20 protein-coding genes are annotated in these 21,342 nt (G+C 50.3%); all 20 read left to right on the forward strand.

The features are described 5' to 3' along the window. Window positions 1-138 precede the first annotated feature (138 nt). Entirely contained in the window at window positions 139-861 is a 723-nt protein-coding gene (gene flgF, locus HUU59_00305; GenBank protein ID NUO17879.1) for a flagellar basal-body rod protein FlgF, read from the forward strand. A 12-nt stretch (window positions 862-873) separates the two neighbouring features. Next, the gene (flgG, locus tag HUU59_00310) at window positions 874-1,659 is read left to right on the forward strand and encodes a flagellar basal-body rod protein FlgG (GenBank protein ID NUO17880.1); all 786 of its coding nucleotides are present in this window, start codon (window positions 874-876) and stop codon (window positions 1,657-1,659) included. 38 nt (window positions 1,660-1,697) lie between these two features. Then, a complete protein-coding gene (gene flgA, locus HUU59_00315; protein ID NUO17881.1) occupies window positions 1,698-2,330 on the forward strand; it encodes a flagellar basal body P-ring formation protein FlgA in 633 nt (210 codons plus the stop codon). Next, on the forward strand, window positions 2,302-2,880 hold the full coding sequence (locus HUU59_00320) for a flagellar basal body L-ring protein FlgH (protein NUO17882.1): 579 nt from the start codon (window positions 2,302-2,304) through the stop codon (window positions 2,878-2,880). The genes flgA and HUU59_00320 overlap by 29 nt, the downstream gene beginning before the upstream one ends. After that, the gene (locus HUU59_00325) at window positions 2,880-3,968 is read left to right on the forward strand and encodes a flagellar basal body P-ring protein FlgI (protein NUO17883.1); all 1,089 of its coding nucleotides are present in this window, start codon (window positions 2,880-2,882) and stop codon (window positions 3,966-3,968) included. The genes HUU59_00320 and HUU59_00325 overlap by 1 nt, the downstream gene beginning before the upstream one ends. Continuing rightward, window positions 3,965-4,270: a hypothetical protein gene (locus tag HUU59_00330; protein ID NUO17884.1), complete on the forward strand. Its 306-nt coding sequence runs from the start codon at window positions 3,965-3,967 to the stop codon at window positions 4,268-4,270. The genes HUU59_00325 and HUU59_00330 overlap by 4 nt, the downstream gene beginning before the upstream one ends. Continuing rightward, window positions 4,260-4,622: a hypothetical protein gene (locus tag HUU59_00335; protein ID NUO17885.1), complete on the forward strand. Its 363-nt coding sequence runs from the start codon at window positions 4,260-4,262 to the stop codon at window positions 4,620-4,622. The genes HUU59_00330 and HUU59_00335 overlap by 11 nt, the downstream gene beginning before the upstream one ends. A 2-nt stretch (window positions 4,623-4,624) precedes the next feature. After that, window positions 4,625-6,004 carry a flagellar hook-associated protein FlgK gene (flgK, locus tag HUU59_00340; protein ID NUO17886.1) on the forward strand — a complete coding sequence of 460 codons (1,380 nt, stop codon included), beginning with the start codon at window positions 4,625-4,627 and terminating at the stop codon, window positions 6,002-6,004. 1 nt (window position 6,005) lies between these two features. Further along, a complete protein-coding gene (gene flgL, locus HUU59_00345; protein ID NUO17887.1) occupies window positions 6,006-6,956 on the forward strand; it encodes a flagellar hook-associated protein FlgL in 951 nt (316 codons plus the stop codon). Then, on the forward strand, window positions 6,956-7,999 hold the full coding sequence (gene gmd / locus HUU59_00350) for a GDP-mannose 4,6-dehydratase (GenBank protein NUO17888.1): 1,044 nt from the start codon (window positions 6,956-6,958) through the stop codon (window positions 7,997-7,999). Before flgL ends, gmd begins: the two co-directional genes overlap by 1 nt. Beyond that, on the forward strand, window positions 7,996-10,674 hold the full coding sequence (locus HUU59_00355; protein ID NUO17889.1) for a glycosyltransferase: 2,679 nt from the start codon (window positions 7,996-7,998) through the stop codon (window positions 10,672-10,674). The genes gmd and HUU59_00355 overlap by 4 nt, the downstream gene beginning before the upstream one ends. After that, window positions 10,661-12,202, forward strand: coding sequence for a glycosyltransferase (locus tag HUU59_00360; GenBank protein ID NUO17890.1), 1,542 nt, complete (start codon window positions 10,661-10,663; stop codon window positions 12,200-12,202). Before HUU59_00355 ends, HUU59_00360 begins: the two co-directional genes overlap by 14 nt. Next, window positions 12,183-14,957, forward strand: a complete 2,775-nt coding sequence (locus tag HUU59_00365) for a glycosyltransferase (GenBank protein ID NUO17891.1) — start codon at window positions 12,183-12,185, stop codon at window positions 14,955-14,957. Before HUU59_00360 ends, HUU59_00365 begins: the two co-directional genes overlap by 20 nt. Continuing rightward, window positions 14,954-16,120: a DUF115 domain-containing protein gene (locus HUU59_00370; protein NUO17892.1), complete on the forward strand. Its 1,167-nt coding sequence runs from the start codon at window positions 14,954-14,956 to the stop codon at window positions 16,118-16,120. The genes HUU59_00365 and HUU59_00370 overlap by 4 nt, the downstream gene beginning before the upstream one ends. Beyond that, window positions 16,029-17,414 (forward strand): glycosyltransferase, encoded by a 1,386-nt coding sequence (locus HUU59_00375; protein ID NUO17893.1) that lies wholly within the window; start codon window positions 16,029-16,031, stop codon window positions 17,412-17,414. Before HUU59_00370 ends, HUU59_00375 begins: the two co-directional genes overlap by 92 nt. Then, window positions 17,411-18,970: a glycosyltransferase family 9 protein gene (locus tag HUU59_00380; GenBank protein ID NUO17894.1), complete on the forward strand. Its 1,560-nt coding sequence runs from the start codon at window positions 17,411-17,413 to the stop codon at window positions 18,968-18,970. Before HUU59_00375 ends, HUU59_00380 begins: the two co-directional genes overlap by 4 nt. Beyond that, window positions 18,967-19,569: a hypothetical protein gene (locus HUU59_00385; GenBank protein ID NUO17895.1), complete on the forward strand. Its 603-nt coding sequence runs from the start codon at window positions 18,967-18,969 to the stop codon at window positions 19,567-19,569. The genes HUU59_00380 and HUU59_00385 overlap by 4 nt, the downstream gene beginning before the upstream one ends. Window positions 19,570-19,666: 97 nt before the next feature. Further along, on the forward strand, window positions 19,667-20,041 hold the full coding sequence (locus tag HUU59_00390) for a MerR family transcriptional regulator (protein NUO17896.1): 375 nt from the start codon (window positions 19,667-19,669) through the stop codon (window positions 20,039-20,041). A gap of 29 nt (window positions 20,042-20,070) precedes the next feature. Continuing rightward, on the forward strand, window positions 20,071-20,970 hold the full coding sequence (locus tag HUU59_00395) for a flagellin (GenBank protein ID NUO17897.1): 900 nt from the start codon (window positions 20,071-20,073) through the stop codon (window positions 20,968-20,970). A 7-nt stretch (window positions 20,971-20,977) separates the two neighbouring features. Next, window positions 20,978-21,340 (forward strand): hypothetical protein, encoded by a 363-nt coding sequence (locus HUU59_00400; GenBank protein NUO17898.1) that lies wholly within the window; start codon window positions 20,978-20,980, stop codon window positions 21,338-21,340. Window positions 21,341-21,342: the final 2 nt, after the last annotated feature.

Genomic DNA, 21,342 nt, shown 5'->3' on the forward strand with positions numbered 1-21,342 from the left:
TCTTACAACCAGCTTTCTTAGTTTCGCATTACCATAAACATATAAATAATATAAATTTATATGTTTTGGTTTTGACCCTGAAGTTGTTATAGAGTCTGGCACCATCCTTGCAAGATTCTTGCTACGGACACTATAACTATGATCAAAGGCATCTATAACTCCGGAGCGGCCATGCGCGCAGGAATTCTGCGCCAGGACGTGACCGCAAACAATCTTGCAAACACGTCAACTACCGGTTTCAAGCAGCAGAGATTCGCTCTTGAACAGGAGGTTGACGGACGCAATGTTGGTGAAACAAGGAACCTGCTGCAAGCGGTAAAAGCGGCTGGCTACGTGAATTTCTCTCCCGGACCGCTTGAAGCAACTGAGTCACCGCTTGATTTCGCTCTGCAAGGACCAGGATTTTTCGCTCTTGCCGATGACAACGGTGTGCAGTTCACAAGAAATGGACGATTTGACCGCAATTCCGAGGGGCTGCTGGTTGATGCCGACGGACGGCGCGTTCAAGGAAGCGGTGGAGACATCACGATACCTCCAGGCGTAATCACGCTGTCTGATGACGGTACGATATCCGTAGACGGAGCTGCGATCGACAAACTCAGAATAGTTGAATTCCAGAATCCCCAAGCGCTGACGAAATCAGGCAATAACCTCTTTCGCGATGAACTTGCCGAGGCAGGTGAAATTGAAGTCGCGCGAACAAGTGTAATGCAAGGGTTTTTGGAACAATCCAATGTTGACGCAGTGCGGGAAATGGTAGAAATGATTGCAAACTCGAGGCACTACGAAGCAAGTTCCAGATTGATGACCGTTCAGGACCAAACATTGAATCATGTCGTTAACGACATTGGAAGGGTCTAAGGAAAGCAAAAGATGATTAAGGCACTCTATACTTCCGCATCCGGAATGCATGCGCAGCAGAAGAACCTGGACAATACGGCAAGCAATATCTCGAATGCCAATACCACTGCCTACAAGCGCAGCCGGATCGAGTTTCAAGACTTGATCTACGAGAACGTTCGCATCCCAGCTCCAACTGACCAGGGTACGTCGCTTCCGGTTCCCCTGCAAATCGGCGGCGGAACACGCGTCGTTGCGAGCGTAAAGAACTTCGAAATGGGCTCCCCACAGGAAACCGGAAATCCTCTCGACCTGATGATTCGCGGCGATGGTTTCTTTCAAGTGCTGCTCCCCAACGGAACACTGGGTTTCACACGCGATGGCGCATGGAAGATGACTTCGGAAGGGCAGGTCGTAAACGCTCAAGGTCTGCCTATGGAGCCGCCCATCAACATTCCATCGGACGCGACTTCCATTCTCGTCTCGCCAGAGGGACGTGTTTCCGTAATGACTCAAGGCAACACGGAGCCGTCAGAAATCGGGCAAATTGAGTTGGCACGGTTCGTTAATCCTGCCGGACTGCTTAATGACGGAGGGAACATCTATACACAAACGGTCTCCTCGGGCGATCCACTCACTGCGACTCCCGGCACTGATGGCACCGGGACGCTTGAGCAAGGATACCTTGAGTCGTCGAATGTTAAGATAGTTAACGAGATGATAAATCTGATTACCGCGCAACGAGGGTACGAGCTGAATTCGCGGGCAATCCGAACCGCTGATGATATGATCAGCATCGCCACGCAATTGAAACGATAATGCGGATCCGCGTGTTTATTAGCATCTGTCTTATGTCAATGAATGCTGCTGCACAAGATTTTGTCAAGCTGGAACAAATCATCGCGTCCACCTGGCTGCCGCACGATGTGACGTGCAAATGGGAGCCAATGTTTGGTGATCCTGCCGTACTGAACAGCTTGAAGAACATCGAGGTAATTGGGTCACTCGATGACTTCGCAAACGGTTTACTTTCGATAACTTTCAAAGGCACGGACAACCAAGGTCGTGAACAGCGAATCATTTTGAAAGGGCGGGCGAGAATTTTCGGTCAAGCGTATAGTGTTGCCGAACGTGTCAAAGCCAGTGGTGAAGTCAAGTCTGAGAATATTACGCAGGTTAACTGCGAGTGGAGCAATCTCCGCGCTGCAACGTTGCTCGACAGAAATGCAATAGCAGGAAAATTCGCGGTTCGACCGCTCGTTCCGGGACGTCCCATATTGGCAAATGATCTTCGGTCACGACCGCTCATCCGAAGCGGCGACTCCGTAACAGTTATCTGCGAGAGGGGAGGAGTCACGGTCAAGGTAGAAGGAACAGCGATGCGTGACGGAGGTGAAGGTGAGACCATACCTGTTCGCGTGCCTGAGTTAGAACAAAACCGACTTGAAGGAGTAGTGCAGAATGATGCAACGATACTTTGGATACCTTAGTTTGTTGTTAATGCCACTGCACTTGCTGGCAGGCAACGGTGGCAACAGAATTGCGCCGTCACTTTACAGTGACTACGTTGCACGAAATGTCGGTGACCAATTGACCGTCTTGATTATAGAGAACTCATTGGCTTCCGCGTCTGCAAGAACCAACACAAAAGGAGAGTATGACGCTGAGGTGTCGGCTGGAGGCACGGGAGCGCTGGATTTTATTCCTCTCCTAGCTGGTGACGGTTCTTCAAAGAGTGAACATAAAGGCACTGGAACTACTGCTCGTCAGGGGACTTTGAGAGCGAGCCTCGTCACACGTGTTGTCGAGGTCCTGCCAAACGGCGATCTCAGAATCGAGGGAGAGAAGTCCGTAGTTATTAACGGTGAACGTCAACTGACAATACTTTCCGGCACCGTCCGCCGTCAGGACATAACTCCTCAAAATACAATCACCTCCGACCTTATCGGAGACGCTGAAATTTCTTACAAAGGCAAAGGTGTTCTGGCAAACACGGAACGACCAGGAATAATCGCAAGAATCTTTGATTGGATCTTCTAATGCGTTGGCCGGTTATTTATCTCGTTCTATGCTCAACAATTGCGTTCGCCGGTGTTCGCATTGGTGACGTGACCAATTATCCCAATAGCACACCGGTTACGCTTACCGGATACGGTCTGATTATCGGGCTAGCCGGCACAGGTGACGGCAGTAAATCCACTTTTACTCCTCAGACCTTCGCCAGCATGCTAAAACAATTTGGGATTGAGGTTTCACCCGGAGAACTGAAGTTGAAAAACGTCGCAGCGGTGATGGTTACGTGCGAAATCCCTGCAGGCTCAAGACGCGGTGCGCGACTTGACGCACTTGTTTCATCGCTCGGCGACGCGACAAGCCTACAGGGTGGTACTTTGCTGCGGACAGTATTGAACGATCCATGGGGTGAACCGGTTGCAGAGGTGCAGGGTCCTGTATCAATCGGCGGCTTTAACTTTGAAACCGGTGGCAATCGAGTCTCAAGAAACCACGCTGTTGCAGGTAGAATACCCAACGGGGCAGTTTTATTTGGTGATGGCCCTCAACTTCCGGCGCCTGCCGACAGCTTCATTCTCGTTCTTGAACAACCTGATCTTAGGACGGCAGTGGATGTCACTCGGGCAATCAACGCCGCATACAGCAGCACTGCACGAACGGAGGATCCGGCGACGATAGTCGTGAGCGTTCCAAGTGAATACACAAACCTAAGTGAACGACTCGAATTTCAGGCTAACATTGAAGATATCGAATTCGATCCTGTCGGAACGGACAAAATCGTCATTAATGAACGTACCGGAACAATTGTTGTAGGCACAGCCGTCACGCTGCTGCCAACAGCAATCGCGCATGGAAACCTTACAGTTGAGATCTCCGAACAGCCAGTAATTAGTCAGCCAAATGCCTTTGGGCAAGGCGAGACCGTGGTCGAAACTCAAAGCACCATTACGGTGGAGAATGCGGGTGAAGGCCTGAAAGAAATCGCAGGAGCCGCGTCGGCCGGCGAAGTCGCAAGAATGCTTAACTCACTCGGTGTCACTCCTCGTGACATGATTGCAATTTTCCAGGGACTAAAGGCAGCAGGCGCTCTTCGGGCAGAGCTGGTGATAATATGATAAACAATCTTTCTGGATTACCATACATTCCTGTCAGTGGCAAGGGGGCCGAATCTCAGTCTCGAACAGACCTGCAAAAAGCCGCAGAAGGGTTTGAAACGCTTTTCACGCATCAGCTCTTGCAAGAACTCCAGAAGGACCTGCAAGGTAACTCGATGTTTGGTGATGGCGTGGAAGGGAATACACTTGGTGCCATGGCAGAGTGGGAACTTGCCTCGCACATGGCAAAGTCCCTGGACCTGGGAATTCTCAGGCAATTGGAGCTGACAATGACAGCGGAAGGAAAAGCAAATGAGTCCTGAAGCCCACGAATTCGTTCGCGAACTCGGATGTTTGAAAATTCACATTCAGAGACTCGAACAAAAATTGCGAAGAAATGAACTTTCCGGTATCGAAAGCGAAGCCGCTGAAGTTGAATCAACTCTTGTCAAACTGCTTCGATCTCAAAGAATGCTCCCGCGGATCGAACAGCAGCAAATGAGACGAAGATTTGTCAATATTCGGCAAGACGCTCTTCGAACACTCGAGATTTCCAGGCGCATCCTGGATGAAAGTGTGAAGGCCACCGTTGAGCTTATTGAAAACATTGAGGCGAGCTGTAATTATGACGGCCGGCGAGGAGGCCACTCAGTGATTATCGACCGAAAGGCCTGACTATGAGTACTTTATCAAACATACTCGAACAGGGACGCCGTGCGGTACAAGTACAGCAGCTTGTCATGCAGGTAATCGGTCACAATACAACCAATGCTGGGACCGTCGGCTATTCCCGCCGCCAGGTCGATCTGGGCACTTCCCCTCCCGGCGCTACTGGACTCTGGGGAGTCGGCGCAGGCGTGGATATCAATGACCTTTCTCGAGTGCGGGACAGATTGCTTGACAATCAAATCAGATCGGGCGTTTCCCTCTCATCCTACTGGAACGTGCGCGAGGATGTCCTCGGTCAAGTCGAGGAAACATTCAACGCAATGGGTTCGAATAACCTGGCAACGCTCCTGGACAATTTCTGGCAGGGATGGCAGGATCTTGCGAACGACCCGGAAAGCATGTCACCGCGTTACCAAATGCGTGACCGCGCAACAGCGCTCGTAAATGGTGTAAGAAGAGTGTACGACGGACTCAATTCGCAAATTGAGGAAACAAACACCCGCATTGCGGCCGCTGCCGAAAACGTTAATGACTTGACGTCTGGAATCTCGGAATTGAACGTCCAGATCGTAGCGAACGAGCTTGGAGGGCATGAAGCCTCAGACCTGCGCGATTCAAGAGACCTCTTGGTCGAACAGTTATCGGGAATCATGGACATTTCAGTGCAGGAACAGCCCGATGGATCGCTAAACATCTACTCCCGAGGAAGTATACTTGTTCAAGGAGATCTTAGTGTTCCTGTTACCATCAATGAAGTGGATGGCGACTCGAAGAAGCATGTTGTTTTGCGTCTCGGGTCATCACATGGCTCTTGGCGGCCGGACGGTGGTGAGCTCGGAGCGCTGTTCAATCACAGGGACCAAGTACTTCCCGGACTAATCGCAAAGCTTGATACCTTCGCGCAGGAATTTTCGTCTTCCGTCAACGCATTACATATTCAAGGCTACGGCTTGAACGGAGGGCCGGGAAACGAGTTCTTTGACGTTGATGTGGATGGTGTTAGCACCTTTGCGGTTTCCGAAATCATTTCTGCTGATGTTGCACTGATTGCCGCATCTTCAGCTGCAGAATCTCCCGGAGACAATTCTCTCGCTCTAAGAATTGCAGCTCTGCAGCACCAGAATAGCACGCAAGGCATATCGCTTGATCAGTTCTTGCGGAATGTTCCTTTAGAAGTTGGAAGTTCGAGGGCGGCAACGATACAGCAGCGAGATATTGAAAATGCTGTTCTGGAAAATGCTACGAACCGTCGCAGTGCGATTAGTGGTGTAAGTCTCGATGAGGAGATGGCTAAGCTTCTTGAAACGCAGAAGGCGTATGAGGCAGCCGCAAAGATCATTCAGACAGTGGACGAAATGATGCAAACCGTACTTGACATGAAGTCATAATATGCGAGTCTCTCATTTACAACAGCATCAGTCATTCGTTCGTGACGTTGAACAGCGGCTCTACAACATGACACGTATCCAGCAGGAACTTGGAAGTGGAATTCGTATCATGCAGCCCTCCGAAGATGTCAACTCAGCGGCTCAAGCACTAAATGCCCGTACACAATTGTCTTCAATTCAGCAGTATCAACGCAACATTGAAAATGCACAGGGCTACACCGCCGCTGCCGACAGCAAGCTCACGGCAATAGTCGACCTAATAAATGAAATCGACGCCCTTGCGCTTGCGGCCGACAATGACCATGTCGCACCCGAGGACCGCATATTCGCGTCACAGGAGCTGAACCAGAAGCTCGAATCGCTCATGGAGTACGCAAACGCTCAATTTGGTGACAAGTTTCTCTTTGCGGGACACGCAACATTGAGTGCGCCGTTCACTATAGAAAGAGATGCAAACGGATACATTCGTGACGTTTCAGCTACCTCTACGGCGATTCAAGGGTCAATCTACCGGACGATTGATGAAAACGAAAATGTTGCCATTAATGTGACCGGTGACCGCCTGTTTCAACCCGCAGGACAAGAGAATACCGCAAATGATCTTTTCTTTGTTGTTAGAAGTCTGCGTGACACGATAGCCAACGACAATACACCCCCAGAAGGTCAGGAAGATGCTCTCAGTACTCATGTATTGAGAGCCAATCTCGATTCGATCCGCAATCGAATCATTGAGGAGCAGACTTACATTGGTTCGCTTGGGCAGCGACTGCACAATAAGCTGGCCGAACTTAGCGCAGTAGAGATTGATTGGACAGATCGACTTGAGGAGGCGCAAGGGGTCGAGATGACTGATCTTGTGAGTAAGCTTGCAGTCGAAGAGGGAGTCTATAATGCACTTGTCGCAATTCAGTCACGTGTTCTGTCACGCTCATTCATTGATTACCTAGGTTGATTATGGAAAAGAAGGCGCTGATTACTGGAATAACTGGCCAGGATGGAAGCTACCTGGCCGAACTTCTTCTCGAGAAACAGTATAAGGTCTTTGGTATGGTTCGCCGCTCGAGCAGCGAGAACTTCTCGCGAATCGAACACATTCGCGACCGTATCGAACTGCTGCAAGGCGACTTGCTGGACTCAAACTCACTCAATTCAGTTTTAGGCTTAGTGAAGCCGGATGAAGTATACAACCTGGCCGCTCAGAGTTTCGTTCCGACCTCATGGACTCAGCCCATCCTGACGGGCGAGTTCACGGGCCTTGGAGTAACGCGCCTTCTGGAGGCAGTAAGGCTCGTCTGTCCTGAGGCAAGATTCTATCAGGCGTCATCATCAGAAATGTTTGGCAAGGTATTGGAAGTTCCGCAACGTGAGACAACACCATTCTACCCTCGCAGCCCTTATGGTGTAGCAAAAGCCTATGGTCATTACATTACCGTGAACATGCGCGAGTCTTACGGTTTGTATGCAGTAAGCGGTATCCTGTTTAATCATGAATCGCCTCGTCGAGGATTGGAATTTGTGACACGTAAAATCAGCCGCGCGGTCGCTGCAATCAAGCTCGGCTTGCAGTCACATCTGGAACTCGGCAATCTCGATGCGCGCCGAGATTGGGGATTTGCCGGAGACTACGTTGAAGCGATGTGGCTGATGCTTCAGCAGAAATGTGCTGATGACTACGTCATTGCAACAGGCGAGACTCATAGTGTAGGTGATTTCGCGAGCGTAGCGTTCCAAATCGTCGGACTAAGCTCATCTAATCATATTCGAATTCGCGCTGACCTCATTCGCCCGGCTGAAGTTGACTTGCTTGTTGGTGATCCGTCAAAAGCACAGGCCGCGCTGAAATGGATTCCAAAGGTGACATTTGGATCGTTGGTCGAGATGATGGTTAGAGCCGATTACGACGAACTCTCAAAGCGCATTGGCGCGTCGGGTAGGAATATTTCTTACAGCCGATCAAGCAGACGATCATCCAAGACAGAGTTGATCAAGGTTTGACCCGCATGTACGAGAATGCGCATCCGGTTGAACGGGTCTTTGCCAACATTAGCGTCGCGCCAATGGAATGCACGGCCGCTCAACGTGAATGGACAAAACTCTTCGCCGCGGCAATGGATAAACGTGATGTGATCTCAGAACTCGCCTTGTTGGAGGCAAGTGTTCCCGCATGCGCCGAAGCGAGCGGATGGTATCAGTATTTTCTGTCACGCGCTGATTCGCTACTCAAGTCATTGAATTTGTCATTCCTTGAGTCATCTCAAGTTGAAAAGCTGTGTCGAGTTCGCCGTAGACTTGCCGCATTCGCCGGGGAATACACGGTCGCTGACAAGCGGCATTCACGCACGCGAGACTATGCTGGACAAACAGTTCGTAAAATCGGAATCGACATTCGTCCTTTGACAATCGCCTCCAGCAGGAGAAGAGGAATTGGTCGCTATCTCATGTGTACACTGCCAGAGCTCTTTGCATTGGGATCTGACAAGGACTTTGTGCTATTCACTGAAGCGCGTTCAATTGTCGACGACGAACTAAAAGAGCTACTCGGACGCCCGAATGTTCAATTTCGTAAGCTGAATGTGGGGTGCGGCCATGACCTAGACGTCTTCTTGGTTACTGACCCATTGCCAATGCTCCGCGGAAGAAGGCTGGCCTCGCTACCGCGCTTTGAGTGTCCGATACTATCGATAGTGTATGACTTCATTCCGCTCGAGTTTCCTGAGTCATATCTTGCTGGTGATGCTGAGCTAACCGACGAATACTTGGACAATCTAGACTTTATTGCACGCGAATGTGATCGAATCTTCCCAATATCGGATTATGTCGGCAATCAGTGCAAAGCAATACTAGGCTTCTCAGACGATCAGGTCCAGCCGCTTTATGGTGGCATTGATGAAGTGTTCCTTGATAACACATCTAACACCTTTACAAACTGTGATCATGCGCCATACTTTCTTTATGTTGGCGGATCCGACGCCAGAAAGAACATTGCCGGTCTGATTCGCGCGTTTGGTAATGCAAGGCATTTGCTGCCTGCGAACTCCAAACTACTCTTGGTTGGTGAGTTCACCGAGCAAAGCCTGAACAGACTTCTTAGTCGCTTCGATCTGATGCACTTATCGGAATCGATTGTCTGTCGTACCGGCGTGAGCGACAATGAACTGCAATACCTGTACTCGAATGCCTTGGCTACTGTCTTTGTTTCGCTAAGTGAAGGGTTGGGACTGCCTGCTCTTGAGGCTATGGCGTGCGGATGTCCTGTCATTGCGTCTTCCACTACGGCACTTGGTGAGACCGTTGGCACTGCCGCGCTGACGGTCGATCCGACTGCTATTGAGGACATTGCAAAATGCATGGCTAAAGTCGCAACTGATGACGTTCTGCGCAAAGAACTGTCGGCATCCGGCAAGGAATGGGCAAGACGGTGGAGGTGGGACGATGTTGCCGTGCGACTTCACGTGGCACTGAGTAACTGTTCCTTCCGGCAAAAGTCAAAGATATCAAAGAGCGGCAAACTTCGAGTTGCACTGATGAATCGGGGCGATGTTTGGAGCGCGCCGGGCGGAGATGGCCGCGTTATGCAACTTATTGAGCAGGCGGCTTATCACACAAGCATTGATATTCGGTACTGCTCTGATTTCAGTATGGCTAAAGAGGCAGATATTGTTCATTTTGTGAACATCACGCTGCCCAAGCCGCTTGGGCAAGCCTGCGCATTTGCCGCCGAGTCCGTCAAGCCGCTGGTTATAACCACGCTCTATGAAGATTGGGCGAACTATCTCTTGGCTTCACATCAAGCATTCTCTCTTTACAGAAATTGCCTTGAAGGTCGCCTCGTGTACAATGATCTTGAGTATGCATTGTTGACCTTGAACGCTAGGCAGCACGCGCCTAATCCCGTGGCAAATGAAACTATCGAAGCGGCTGCGGTACTTCATGTATGCAGCAAATCTGAAGGTCAGAGATTGGCGACGGATTTTCCGCTTGCCGTGGAAAAGCAAGTGCTGATCCCATTTGAGATTGAGGCTCCATGCATAACAGACAAATCTGTGGTAAGTCAGATTCGTAACTCGCTGGGCTTTGACGAGTACATACTTTGCATTGGTCGCCTCGAAACAAGAAAAAACCAGCTTGCTGTTCTCGCTGCACTGCAAGAGGTTGACGTTCCAATCGTGTTCGCAACGGGTGGTTATACACCTCAGCCGGCATACTCAAGTGCTGTTCGCTCATGGAAGCGTAAAGCGCCAGTAAGATTTGTAGATCGGATTCCGTGGCAGGCGATGTCGGCGCTGATTCGCGGAGCGGCTGCACACGTTCTGCCCAGTTTCTATGAGCTTCCAGGGCTTGTCCACTTGGAATGTGCTGCTGCCGGCGTGCCTGTTGTCGCAACAGATTGGGGTGCACTGTCGGACTACATCCCTGATTCACTATACTTCAAATGTGATCCACTTGACCTTAAGTCCATCCGTATTGCCGTTGAAAAGGCGGTGAGCACTAGTGCATATCCGGGAAGCGTGATCATTGCTCAAGGATTCACCAGAGAGAAATTCATCTGTGGACTTGAGAGCATGTACAGGCATGCAATTTCTACATTCGAACCACTCACAAGAAGAAAAACAGTTGTGACTCTGATTGATAAATCATTTGTCCCAGGAGACATAAATGCAACAGTCTAATTCCTTTCTGAAGGATGTGTCGATCATTATTCCAGTGCATAATCGCGGTGACCTGACGGAAAAGTGCCTGCTATCACTGGCCAGTAGTATCAACACTGCTACCTATGAGTTGATCGTGATCGATAACGCCTCAACTGATAAGACAAGTGAGATACTTGACTCGGTCAGTGGCGATATCACCGTGATTAGAAATAAGACTAATGAGGGCTTCGCCCTGGCATGCAACAAGGGTGCACGGGTGGCTCAAGGTGAGTATCTCCTGTTCTTGAACAATGACACAGAGGTGTCCGATAACTTTATCGACACTCTCCTTCAAGCAGCCAAATCAGACAGCTCTCGAGGTGCCATTGGCGCAAAACTGTTGTACCCTGACGGCAGAACTCAACACGCTGGAATCGCGTTCAATGAAGACGGTACGCCATACCACATTTTTCAAGGTTTCCCTGCAGACCACGCTGCTGTGACGAGCTCGCGTTCAATGGCGGCAGTAACGGCGGCTTGCCTCCTGATACGTTCCAACATCTTCCAGCAAGTCGGTGGCTTTGATGCGGCGTATCGAAATGGATTTGAGGATATTGATCTCTGCATGAAACTAAGACTAAAGGGCTTTTCAAGCTACTATTGCGCAGAGTGTGTGGTAACTCACCATGAAGAGTCAAGCGAAGGGCGCAAACGTCATGATGCGGAGAACTTGCTGATGTTCGCTACTCGATGGTCCGAGCATATTCAGCCTGATGACGCAACGTACCTCACTGCTCACGGGCTGAAGATTGTTTGGTCAAAAGGCATTGGTAAGTACGAGGCACTCGAAACCGCCGGAAACTCAGTGGACAACATTGCTGACTCGCGGACGATGATTGATCGTGCTCAAAAGCTGTGTCTTGAGGGTCGCCATGAAGAAGCTGCAGCCATTCTGAATAGTATCGTTGAACGTCGCTTTACAATGGGTCGGGATGACGAATTTGAAACCTGGCAACTGCTTGGCAATTGCATGACTCGTTTGAATCGCGCCGCGGAAGCTGAAAATGCCTACTTGCAGGCAGTGGAAAAGGATATCAGTTCTGAACGGCCATTTCTTGGATTGGGCTCTGTCGCCATGCTGCAGAAAAACTGGACTGCTGCGCAGTACGGCTTTCTGGCTGCGCTGGCACGTAATCCGGAAGCAACGCGTGCTGAGTTTGGCTTGGGAGTCAGTTTGGCTGCGCGGGACAAACACGAGCAGGCCGTCAAACACTTCCAAAAAGTGGTCACAAGTAACCCCGCTAATGCAGATGCAGTGTTCTATCTGTACCGATCCGCGATGGAATCCAATAAGCCTGAAGTCGCAATATCTGCACTATCTGAGTATCTCGAACTCAACCCCAATGACGCAGATTTCTGGTTTCATCTCGCGGGCGCGTTGTGGAAATCAGGATCTGCCGACGATGCCATCGCTGCCTGTCGCAGAGTTCTGGAGCTCAACCCGCAGCACTCCGACGCCGTGAAGTCGTTGACATTCATGGAGCAACATGCGGACGCCACGGCGTAGAATTCTCGTCATTCAGTGGGCACGGCTTGGGGACTTGTTTCACTCACGTCCCTTGTGTGAAGAAGTCAAGCGGCGTGACAGTCGGTGCAGCATAACGTTGAGCTGTGACTCGCAATATGCAGGAATTGCCGGAATCTTCCCTGAGATTGATGCTGTGCTGCCTGTGAATATAAGGCAGATTGTTGCTCAAGCACGCAGTGATGCCATGCTTGCGTATCTCCTTGATGAGATCCTTGCTCTGACAGGGCAAAGTGGGTCTTACGACACTGTGTATAACTTGACGAATGCTCAGGCAGCTATGGACTTCGCGCGGATGGCGGCGAAGCTGGAGAATAGGGGTTACGGTGCCGCTGATTCAACGTTGCCGGAGTACGATAACGGAACAACCGCCAACAAGAAACTCCACATTTCTGAACAATGGGCGCGTTTTGCGGTTTCAGAGTATGAATTGAGTTATCCCATATCCTTGGCACCGAAAGGCCTTCCTGAACGTGAACGGAGAATGGCAATAATATGTGATGCAGGAGCTGCAGGTCGTACTCTATCCAGCGAGACAATTCAATGTCTGATGGAGGTGACGGAACAATCCGGCTTCCAGTACGTAATGCTAGGTACTATACTGTCAAGAAGTCAACCGGTTCAGACAAGCTCACCTTTCGATCTCCGCGGAAAGACAACTCTTGATCAGTTGCATACAATTCTGCGGAGCTGTTCTCATGCCGTTGGACCTGATACGGGCGCCTTGCATTTCGCTGCCGCGCTTGGGTGCAGTACCTACGGCCTTTATCTTGACGGTGCAGATCCCGATACCACGGGACAACTCTCAGCGGATGCAAAAAACACAAAAGCGGAGCTTCAAGACAAGACGTTTTTGGCCGCGTTAGAAACGCGCATCTATGAGTGGCTGAATAAGCGCACTTCGTATATTCATTCTGCTTCTCGGAGAGTTGCGGCACGCAAGTCTGTCTGCCCATTATCTGTTATTATTACGGAGCATAAGCAGGTTCATTACACGGAGCACCTGCTCGAAAGTATGCGTTCCTGTCAGCTCCCGAACAATTCAGAAATAATAGTTGTTAGCAGCGGCATGGATGATGCTGATGAGCGAATCGCGCTCGACAGGAGTGGAGTAAGGGCGTACGTTTCACAGGAAAGCCTTTCCTTTTCAGCAGCATGCAACACTGGCGCGAGGCTTGCGAAAGGAGATTGGCTGCTCTTCCTGAATGATGACTGCGAACTCTCCCCGACATCATTTGACACGCTTTGGTCCGAGAAATCTGTTGACTCCATTGTTTCACCACGCCTTCGGTATTGGGACGGGTGTGTGCAATCCGCCGGCGTAGCTGTTGAAGATGGAGTTGTCAACGATATTGAAGATACTCAGCCAAGACCATTGGCAGACGACATTGATGCAGTCTCAGCAGCTGCAATGCTTATGTCACGTGCTGCATTCCTGGATCTCGGTGGGTTTGATGAGACCTTTTTGAATGGGTACGAGGACGTCGACCTTTGTTTACGTGCGAAGCGAAATGGTGTGCAGACAAAAGTAGCTGACTGTGATGTGCTTCACTATCGGGGATCATCGCCTGAACGATACGATCAAGATGATAGAAACCAGCAGTTATTCAAGCAAAGATGGGATCAGCACACACCGCAGCGAAAAGTGTTGCGGAACACAGGCAGCAGGCAGAGCGCCCGCCTCCTTGTGATCTCCGACGAGAGTGTTGAGTCAGCAGGAATGTGGCTGCGTTGGAAGTCGCCACTTACTCGACTTGGGTTGTCGTATGGTCGGGACTTTGCCTGTATTGATACTTCGCAGATAACTGCGTTGGAACTGGACGGGGTGATTGCCAATGCCGAGGTAGTCGTTGTATTCAGATCCGTGTCAAACAAAGCTCACCGGGACATTCTGCAAAGTTGGCATGAACAGCGAGGCGGCACCCTAATCTATGATTGCGACGATGTTCTGCTAAATCGCTTTCCCGCGCACTCGATTAGGGCGAAGCATCGCGTTGCGTTCGAGTTAAATGTGCGGTCATTGGTGGAATGCGCGGATCTGATCACTTGTCCAAATGAAACAGTAGCGCTCCAATTTGAGAACACGAAGAGCTCGCCGAAGCTCTTGCCGACCGCACCTTTGCTTGAGCACTTTAATGGTAGGGCACGGACGTCATCTGATGGTGCATTCAGAATTGGCTATGCCGGAAGCTCAACTCATAGCATTGATCTGGCTAACGCTATTCCGGCGCTTGAGCGCCTCTTGAATGAAAAAGAGAATGTGTGGTTTTATTGGTGGGGTGTGCACCCCGGAAAGTTGGCGTACCATCCAAGAGTCCGTTGCGGAGGCAGGTGGATCAATGATTACACAATGCATCTGAAGAGAATTCGTTCTGTGCCTATAGACCTTTGGATTGCACCAATGAATGACACAATGCACAATAAAGCACGCAGTCCCATCAAAGCGTTTGAATACATTGGCATGGAGTCTCTCTCGCTATACTCGGATGTGCTTCCGTTTCGAAGAGCAGTCGGAACTCGTGCGCCGGACCTTCTCATTGAGAACTCGATCAATACCTGGTACGATGCACTAGCAGACGTGTCAAGTGGTTGTACTCATCGACTTATGAACCAGGTAAAGTGTGCCCGTGACCACCTTATTGAACTTTCACAAGATCTTTGTGCATACGAATCCATGTTAGACCTGGTAAAGGATGATGCTGCAGCGCTTAGCCATTGCTACTTAGGTGTGGAATGAGTGAGTTTGTCGTTAAGCTCTCTTATAGCGGGCATGCAAACGCGGTGCATAAACCGTCAGGTGTCAGTGTTCATAGCGCTGTTGATCCTTTGCGTGAGGCACATTGCGTTGCTGAGCTTCTGGCGCGCCAACATGGCTCCGTTTTACTGGTTGGTAATGGCCTCGGATACCTTGCTAATGAGCTCAAGAAAAGAGAGGCGCTTTCCGCATGCGTTGAAGTGTTTGGCACTCTGGCCACTCTATGCAAAGTCCACGGTGTCTTTCGCGATCAGTTGTTATGCGAGACGAGAGATTCGATGACAAGAGTATTTAGCACATTCCTACCGGGCTCGCGCTTGATAGTTATGCCTTATGTTCGGACTCTTGCTCCGTTCTTAGACACGGGATTGCGTGAATGCCTAAATACGGCGCACGTAAGGGCGGTGTCCCGGGAAGTATACGATCCAATTGTCTCAAAGAACATCTCTGAAAACGAGCGCTTGATTACGAGTGTGAAGCAATTGGATTTCGCGGAGTTCTGCTCGCCGCGAATCCCGGTGGCAGTTGGCTCGAGTCCATCTCTGAGTGTTTCGATTGAATGCTTGAGGGAGTTCAGGAGTGAACTTACAATCGTAGCCGCATCCGGCGCGATTCCTGTATTGCGGCAGTTTGGTCTCAATGCGGATTTTATTGTTGCAATGGAAGCGCGAAGTACTGTTCTGGACGATCTTGAGTTTGCCAACGGAAGCGAATGGACTATTGTATTCCCATGGACACATCCTCAGGTACTGCGAAACTTGAAACTGCCCCTCTTAATGGTAAGTCAAGATCAAAACATCTTTACTCAAGGAGGCGCAAGCGGCCTGGCAGCTGCGGACATCGCATCTCGACTTGGTCCAGCGCCCATCTACTTGATCGGCATGGATATGAGCGATAGTTTCGGAGAGTATTCTAAAGGCGTTGCTCGAACAAGCGCGAATTTCTCGCTGTCCGCACCAAAATTTGACTTCATGCGAAATTCGGCTCGCGCATGGGCGCAAAATTCCGGTAAACAATTCAAGCACGTTGTAATGCCGGGAACGGAACGTATTCATGGATTCGATCAAATATACCCGGTCGAACTACGCACCGCATTCGAGCGGGATATCTGTGAACGTGAACTACTCTCACATTGCCATGATTAGCCTAAGCAATCAGCCTTTGAATCCTGCAACCACAAAGCTAAAGGTATTGCTGCCTACTCCCTTGTATGGCGGAAGCCTGCCTATCGCATTGCACGTAGCGGACGCATTAACAGATCTTGGCCACGACTGCAGGGTCCTGAACTTCGAAGAACACTATTCTCTCTTCAGACAATTCGGTAGTTTGCTGGACGGAGACCGCGGCAATAGTCTTAAAGCTCGACTCGCGTCTATCCTTGGTGACTTCGCTGCGGAAGTGGCAATTTCGAACCGTGTGGATCTTGTATGGTTCACTGCGCAATCACCTGTAACCGTGGACGGCCTGAGACGGCTGCGTTCGGCAGGTATTAAAACGGCATTTTGGTTTGTTGAGGATATCGCTCGTTTTGAGTATTGGCGCCACATTGTTCGCGAGTTTGACAATGTATTTACAATTCAAAGTGGCGCTTCGCATGAAGCCATTCTACGCGCCGGTGCAAAGAGCGTCGAGTATCTGCCGTGCGCGGCGAACCCGAAGGTTCATCGACCAATTGAGTTGCTTGACGAAGAATTGAGTCGGTTTGGCTCAATACTTTCGTTTGTTGGCGCCGGATACCCGAATAGACAGAGGCTCTTTGACTTTCTGCAGATGCCTGACTTGAAAATTTGGGGTAATGATTGGCCTGAGAGCTGGGTTAATCGCTTACAGGAGAGCGGACGTCGTGTTAGCACGGAGGAAACTGTGAAGATCTTTTGTGCTTCGTCCGTGAACTTGAATATACATAGTTCGATCGGTCAACAACTTCTTGAAAACGGTACTTTCGTAAATCCCCGAACGTTTGAAATTGCGTCGTGCGGCGCGTTTCAAATTGTCGATGAGCAGATGCCTTTGAAACTTCACTTTGCTCCGGATGAAATGACTAGTGTTCGCACCGTTCCCGAGCTGGTTGCGGCAATTGAATTGTGCTTGAAGGACCCGGAAATGCGGAAGATGATGTCCGCAGCAGCGCGTCGTCGCGTCCTTAAAGAGCACACGTATGCACACAGAATGCGAACTGCTATCTCCAAAATCTTCGGTCCAGGCCAAATCCCAAGGACACCGGCAATGAACACAATTGGTGACCTCAAAACTGTGGTTTTTGACGATGAGGAGTTCTTGCAGTTCCTGTCTCAGTTCGACGACAATGAGACCGCATCACTTGCCAAGTTGATGGCAAAAGTGCCGGGACGCAACCACAAGCTTAGTCGCGTTGAGCTGATGATCATGCTCATGAACGAATTCCGGCATTGGGGAGTGGAAAAGGGTGTCATTCAATGAGTAGCCGCGCGCTCGTGATCGGAATTACCCGCTTGGGAGATCTGATTCAGTCTGAGCCGTTGATTCGCGCACTTAGAAGTCACGCGGGGTTCAATAGTGTTGATCTCCTGATTGAACGGAGCTTTGTTGAAATCGCATCTGAACTGTCATCCGTTGATGATATTGTCTGTATCGACTTTGAGGATACATTAAGGCCGCTAAGTGTTCGCTCTGATCGACTTCCCTTGGAGGCATTCGCGAGGATTGTCAAGAGAATGGATACCGCGCAATATGACAGGGTGTTTAATTTAACGCATTCACGACCGTCCATGGTACTTGCAGCGCTCGCATCTCGCGGGTCTGAGGGGGTGACACTGGATGAAAGCGGCTATCAAGTGGTTCGGAATTCATGGTTACGGTACTTTTTTGCGACAAATCTTGCAAGGCCGTGGTGCGCTTTTAATCTAGTTGACATATATGTAAACGCCGTCGCACCACGCATGCCCTTTATTGATCGGATCCCTCGGTTGAGGAAGCCGTTGGACAGGGAAATCGATAGTCGGAGTTACACGAATACACCGCATGTCCTTCTTCATTTGACGGCCTCGCAATCGGACAAGCAATGGCCGCAGCCTATGTTTGATGCGCTCACATCAATGCTGATTGATCGTGGTGCTGAGGTCACGTTGGTGGGAAACGCAAGCAAGGATAATGATCATCGCGGGCTTACCAATCGACGCGTCAATAACTTGATTGGCAAGACGTCCATACGTGATTTGATCGAGCTGTGTGATTCTGCAGACCTTATGGTTACGGCGGACTCGGGACCAGCACATGTTGCGGCATGCCGGCGATTGCCGGTGGTCGCAATAGAAGGAGGTTCCGCCCATGCATTTGAGACGGCTCCGTATGGCATCGCCAATTTAGTTATAGAACCGCATTTGGAGAATGTCGTTCATAGAATTCCGGACAAACGCTCGACTTCGGCCCCGGCGTCGCGAGTATCTGTGCTAACAGTCCTGTCTGCTGCAGAAAGGTTACTCTGCCAAGGGGAGTCTATTGTCGGTTCTGAAGGGTGTACAGTTTACGAGACTGCAAGTGGCACATACGTGCCGGGTGTGGAGCTTCGGCCGATCAACGGTTCACATTTCGAGTACGAGAAATGGCAGTCTGACTTGCGAAAGTTCTGGTACAACGCGCTGACTGGGGATCCAGACGGCAAAACGCCGCCGTCCGGACGGTTCTCAAAACTCTTCGATCGTGCGGTGGATGCCTGTAAGCAGATAGAAAAGGTCGGCTCAGATTCGCCGTTGCTGACTGCGGCATCGAGAAATCTGACAAAAGCGGAGCAGGAATTGGATGGGGAGTTGCTGAAGCATCCGCCGCTGCATCACGTTGTTGCTTATCTGAAGATTGCAAGGTCAAGTCTTAGCGGCACAAATGTGAGTGGGCAGGCGCAAGAGCTAAGGCATTTGTACCAATCGCTATCGATGGCAGGCAAATGTCTTGAGGAACTCCCCGAAGCCCGCACGATAAACGTAACGCGTCATAACAATCCTATGGAGGCAACAGCATGAAGATCTATATTAATGGTCTTGAATTGGAAAAGCAGGCAACGGGCGAAATGGAAGTTGGGCAGGTCTTGAGCGAAATACAATCTGAGATTCATGCCGACAGAAAGGTGCTGCTTCAAGCATCCATGGACGGTGTGCTGATCGAGCATAGTTTTCGCCGGCGCCGGCAGCTTTCAACCCCAGTGACCCGAGTTGAAAAACTCGAGTTGATTGTGCAAAATCCGGATGATGTTGCTTCACAAATGTTAAAGGATTCTGTGCTGATTTATCAGCAGTTGCTGCAGGAAGTTCCGATGATTGCCACTCGGTTCAGAATGGGCGATGAATACAATGCGAATCAGCAGCTTGCAGAAGCTGTCGATAAGCTTACTCTGTCGCTTAGGGGATCTTCGCTTGCTTTGGGTAAGCGAGCAGAGACCGATGGACTGCACGGCAGATTCAATACGGCTGGCTCTGAGTTGATGCCGGTCATTGACAAGATACTTGCAGCCCAGGCATCTGGCGACTATACGTCCCTCGCGGATCAGCTTGAGTACCGACTACCGGTTGCACTTGAGAAATGCTTCAATGTCCTGGTTGAGAGTGAGTCAAAACTAGCCTGAAATCGCCAATAATGTATCGATTTCCGAAATTAAAGTTCTGCGGGCAGTATTCCGATAACCAGAGTGTAAGGAATCTGAATTATCTGGAGTACTTGATATGAAGCACGAAGAAATCCTGACTGTACCGCGCGCACGGTCGTCCAAAGCGCCGAAACTCTATTCCATTGGGCAAGTCCATGCCATTACCGGGATCCCGAAGCCAACGATTCGGTATTGGGAAAAAGAGTTCGAAAGCTACTTGGAGCCGTTGCGCACCACCGGAAATCAGCGCCGATATGACGACAAATCAATCGCGGATCTGGAGAAGATCAATTACCTCGTCAAAGTTCAAGGATACACCCTGGACGGCGCTAAACGAAAGCTCGAGTTACTGCGAAAAGTTGACACCGAGCGCCAGCACAGCAATGATCCCATGGCTGAACTTGCCCGCGCGATGTCCGATTATCTACTGAAAAAACTTTCCCGCGATTAGCGGGTGAAACCTAATATCACGGGAGAACTATGAGTACACGTATCAATCACAATTTGCTGTCCCTTGGTGCCCAGCGCGCCGTCTGGACAGCCCAGCACGACTTGGACTCGGCAGTCCAACGATTGTCAAGTGGCCTGAGAATCAACTACGCCTGGGATGACCCGACTGGATTGGGAATCAGCGAACGCCTGCGGTCCTCTATTTCAGGAATGGTTGAGGCTGAGAAAAATGCCAATTACAATATCAACATGATGCAGACGGCCGAAGGCGCATTGGCTGTCATTGACGAAAAACTGATTCGCATGCGGGCTATTGCCATTCAGGCTGCAAACGGAGTTCTGACCACACTTGACCGGCAAGTAGCCAATGTCGAGTTCCAGCAGCTGAAGAGCGAAATGGACAGGATCGCGAGAACCGCGAATTACAACGGTTACCGACTGCTGGATGGTTCTCGACAGGCCTCATCGATCAGCACGGATCCGACCCTGGCACTCGGTTTGAATGCTGTCACAACTGCTGGTGAAGCAAGCTCAATCAAGTTCCATATTGGCGAGAACAATACGGTCGGACAGGACTACTACTACATTAATATCGCCGGAATGACCGCCGACGATCTTGGAGTTGCCGGACTTGACGTGTCGAATACTGCCTCCGCACAAAGTGCAATTGAGACATTGATTGAGGCGATTAACTCTAAAGACACGACCCGTACATTCCTCGGTTCGATGGTTACGCGGTTGCAGAATACCATTCTGAATTTGAAAATTCAGCGCGAGAACGCAACAGCTTCCGAGTCCCAGATTCGTGACGCGGACTTCGCTGAAGAGATGTCCAATTTCACTCGGGCGCAAATCTTGATGCAGACTGGTGTCTCGATGCTTGGACAGGCAAACCAAATCCCAAATATAGTCGCCCAGTTGGTTGGATAGAGGAATGATGGAAAATCTGACTGAGGCAAGCGCCGAAGTTGCAAAGAGCACGGAGGATCTGTCGCGCGAGTTGCGGCAGATCTCCGACGCTCTATGGAATGCGGCGGATTTACGTAACATGACTGAACTCGAGAGACTGTTGGATCGCCGCCAAATCGTCTTGGAAGGCCTGTCTCAACGTGATGGTCTGAGCGACAAAGTGAAGCGTGAGCTGCTCGCACTCCAAGCCTCTGACAAGTATTTGCAGCGGCAACTCGATGCTGAACTCTTGTCAATTGGCAAGAGACTAACGGCGGTACGCTGCCGAAAGCGGGCAATTTCGGGCTACAAAAGAGGCGGAACGACCAACTATTTGCACAGAACCGGCTAAAA

The sequence above is a fragment of the bacterium genome, assembly GCA_013360195.1.
GTDB lineage: Bacteria > Electryoneota > RPQS01 > RPQS01 > RPQS01 > JABWCQ01.

Coding starts and splice junctions, on each gene's coding strand:
- flgF (NUO17879.1), top strand. CDS start 139: ATGATCAAAGGCATCTATAACTCCGGAGCGGCCATGCGCGCAGGAATT.
- flgG (NUO17880.1), top strand. CDS start 874: ATGATTAAGGCACTCTATACTTCCGCATCCGGAATGCATGCGCAGCAG.
- flgA (NUO17881.1), top strand. CDS start 1,698: ATGAATGCTGCTGCACAAGATTTTGTCAAGCTGGAACAAATCATCGCG.
- HUU59_00320 (NUO17882.1), top strand. CDS start 2,302: ATGATGCAACGATACTTTGGATACCTTAGTTTGTTGTTAATGCCACTG.
- HUU59_00325 (NUO17883.1), top strand. CDS start 2,880: ATGCGTTGGCCGGTTATTTATCTCGTTCTATGCTCAACAATTGCGTTC.
- HUU59_00330 (NUO17884.1), top strand. CDS start 3,965: ATGATAAACAATCTTTCTGGATTACCATACATTCCTGTCAGTGGCAAG.
- HUU59_00335 (NUO17885.1), top strand. CDS start 4,260: ATGAGTCCTGAAGCCCACGAATTCGTTCGCGAACTCGGATGTTTGAAA.
- flgK (NUO17886.1), top strand. CDS start 4,625: ATGAGTACTTTATCAAACATACTCGAACAGGGACGCCGTGCGGTACAA.
- flgL (NUO17887.1), top strand. CDS start 6,006: ATGCGAGTCTCTCATTTACAACAGCATCAGTCATTCGTTCGTGACGTT.
- HUU59_00360 (NUO17890.1), top strand. CDS start 10,661: ATGCAACAGTCTAATTCCTTTCTGAAGGATGTGTCGATCATTATTCCA.
- HUU59_00365 (NUO17891.1), top strand. CDS start 12,183: ATGCGGACGCCACGGCGTAGAATTCTCGTCATTCAGTGGGCACGGCTT.
- HUU59_00370 (NUO17892.1), top strand. CDS start 14,954: ATGAGTGAGTTTGTCGTTAAGCTCTCTTATAGCGGGCATGCAAACGCG.
- HUU59_00375 (NUO17893.1), top strand. CDS start 16,029: ATGGATTCGATCAAATATACCCGGTCGAACTACGCACCGCATTCGAGC.
- HUU59_00380 (NUO17894.1), top strand. CDS start 17,411: ATGAGTAGCCGCGCGCTCGTGATCGGAATTACCCGCTTGGGAGATCTG.
- HUU59_00385 (NUO17895.1), top strand. CDS start 18,967: ATGAAGATCTATATTAATGGTCTTGAATTGGAAAAGCAGGCAACGGGC.
- HUU59_00390 (NUO17896.1), top strand. CDS start 19,667: ATGAAGCACGAAGAAATCCTGACTGTACCGCGCGCACGGTCGTCCAAA.
- HUU59_00395 (NUO17897.1), top strand. CDS start 20,071: ATGAGTACACGTATCAATCACAATTTGCTGTCCCTTGGTGCCCAGCGC.
- HUU59_00400 (NUO17898.1), top strand. CDS start 20,978: ATGGAAAATCTGACTGAGGCAAGCGCCGAAGTTGCAAAGAGCACGGAG.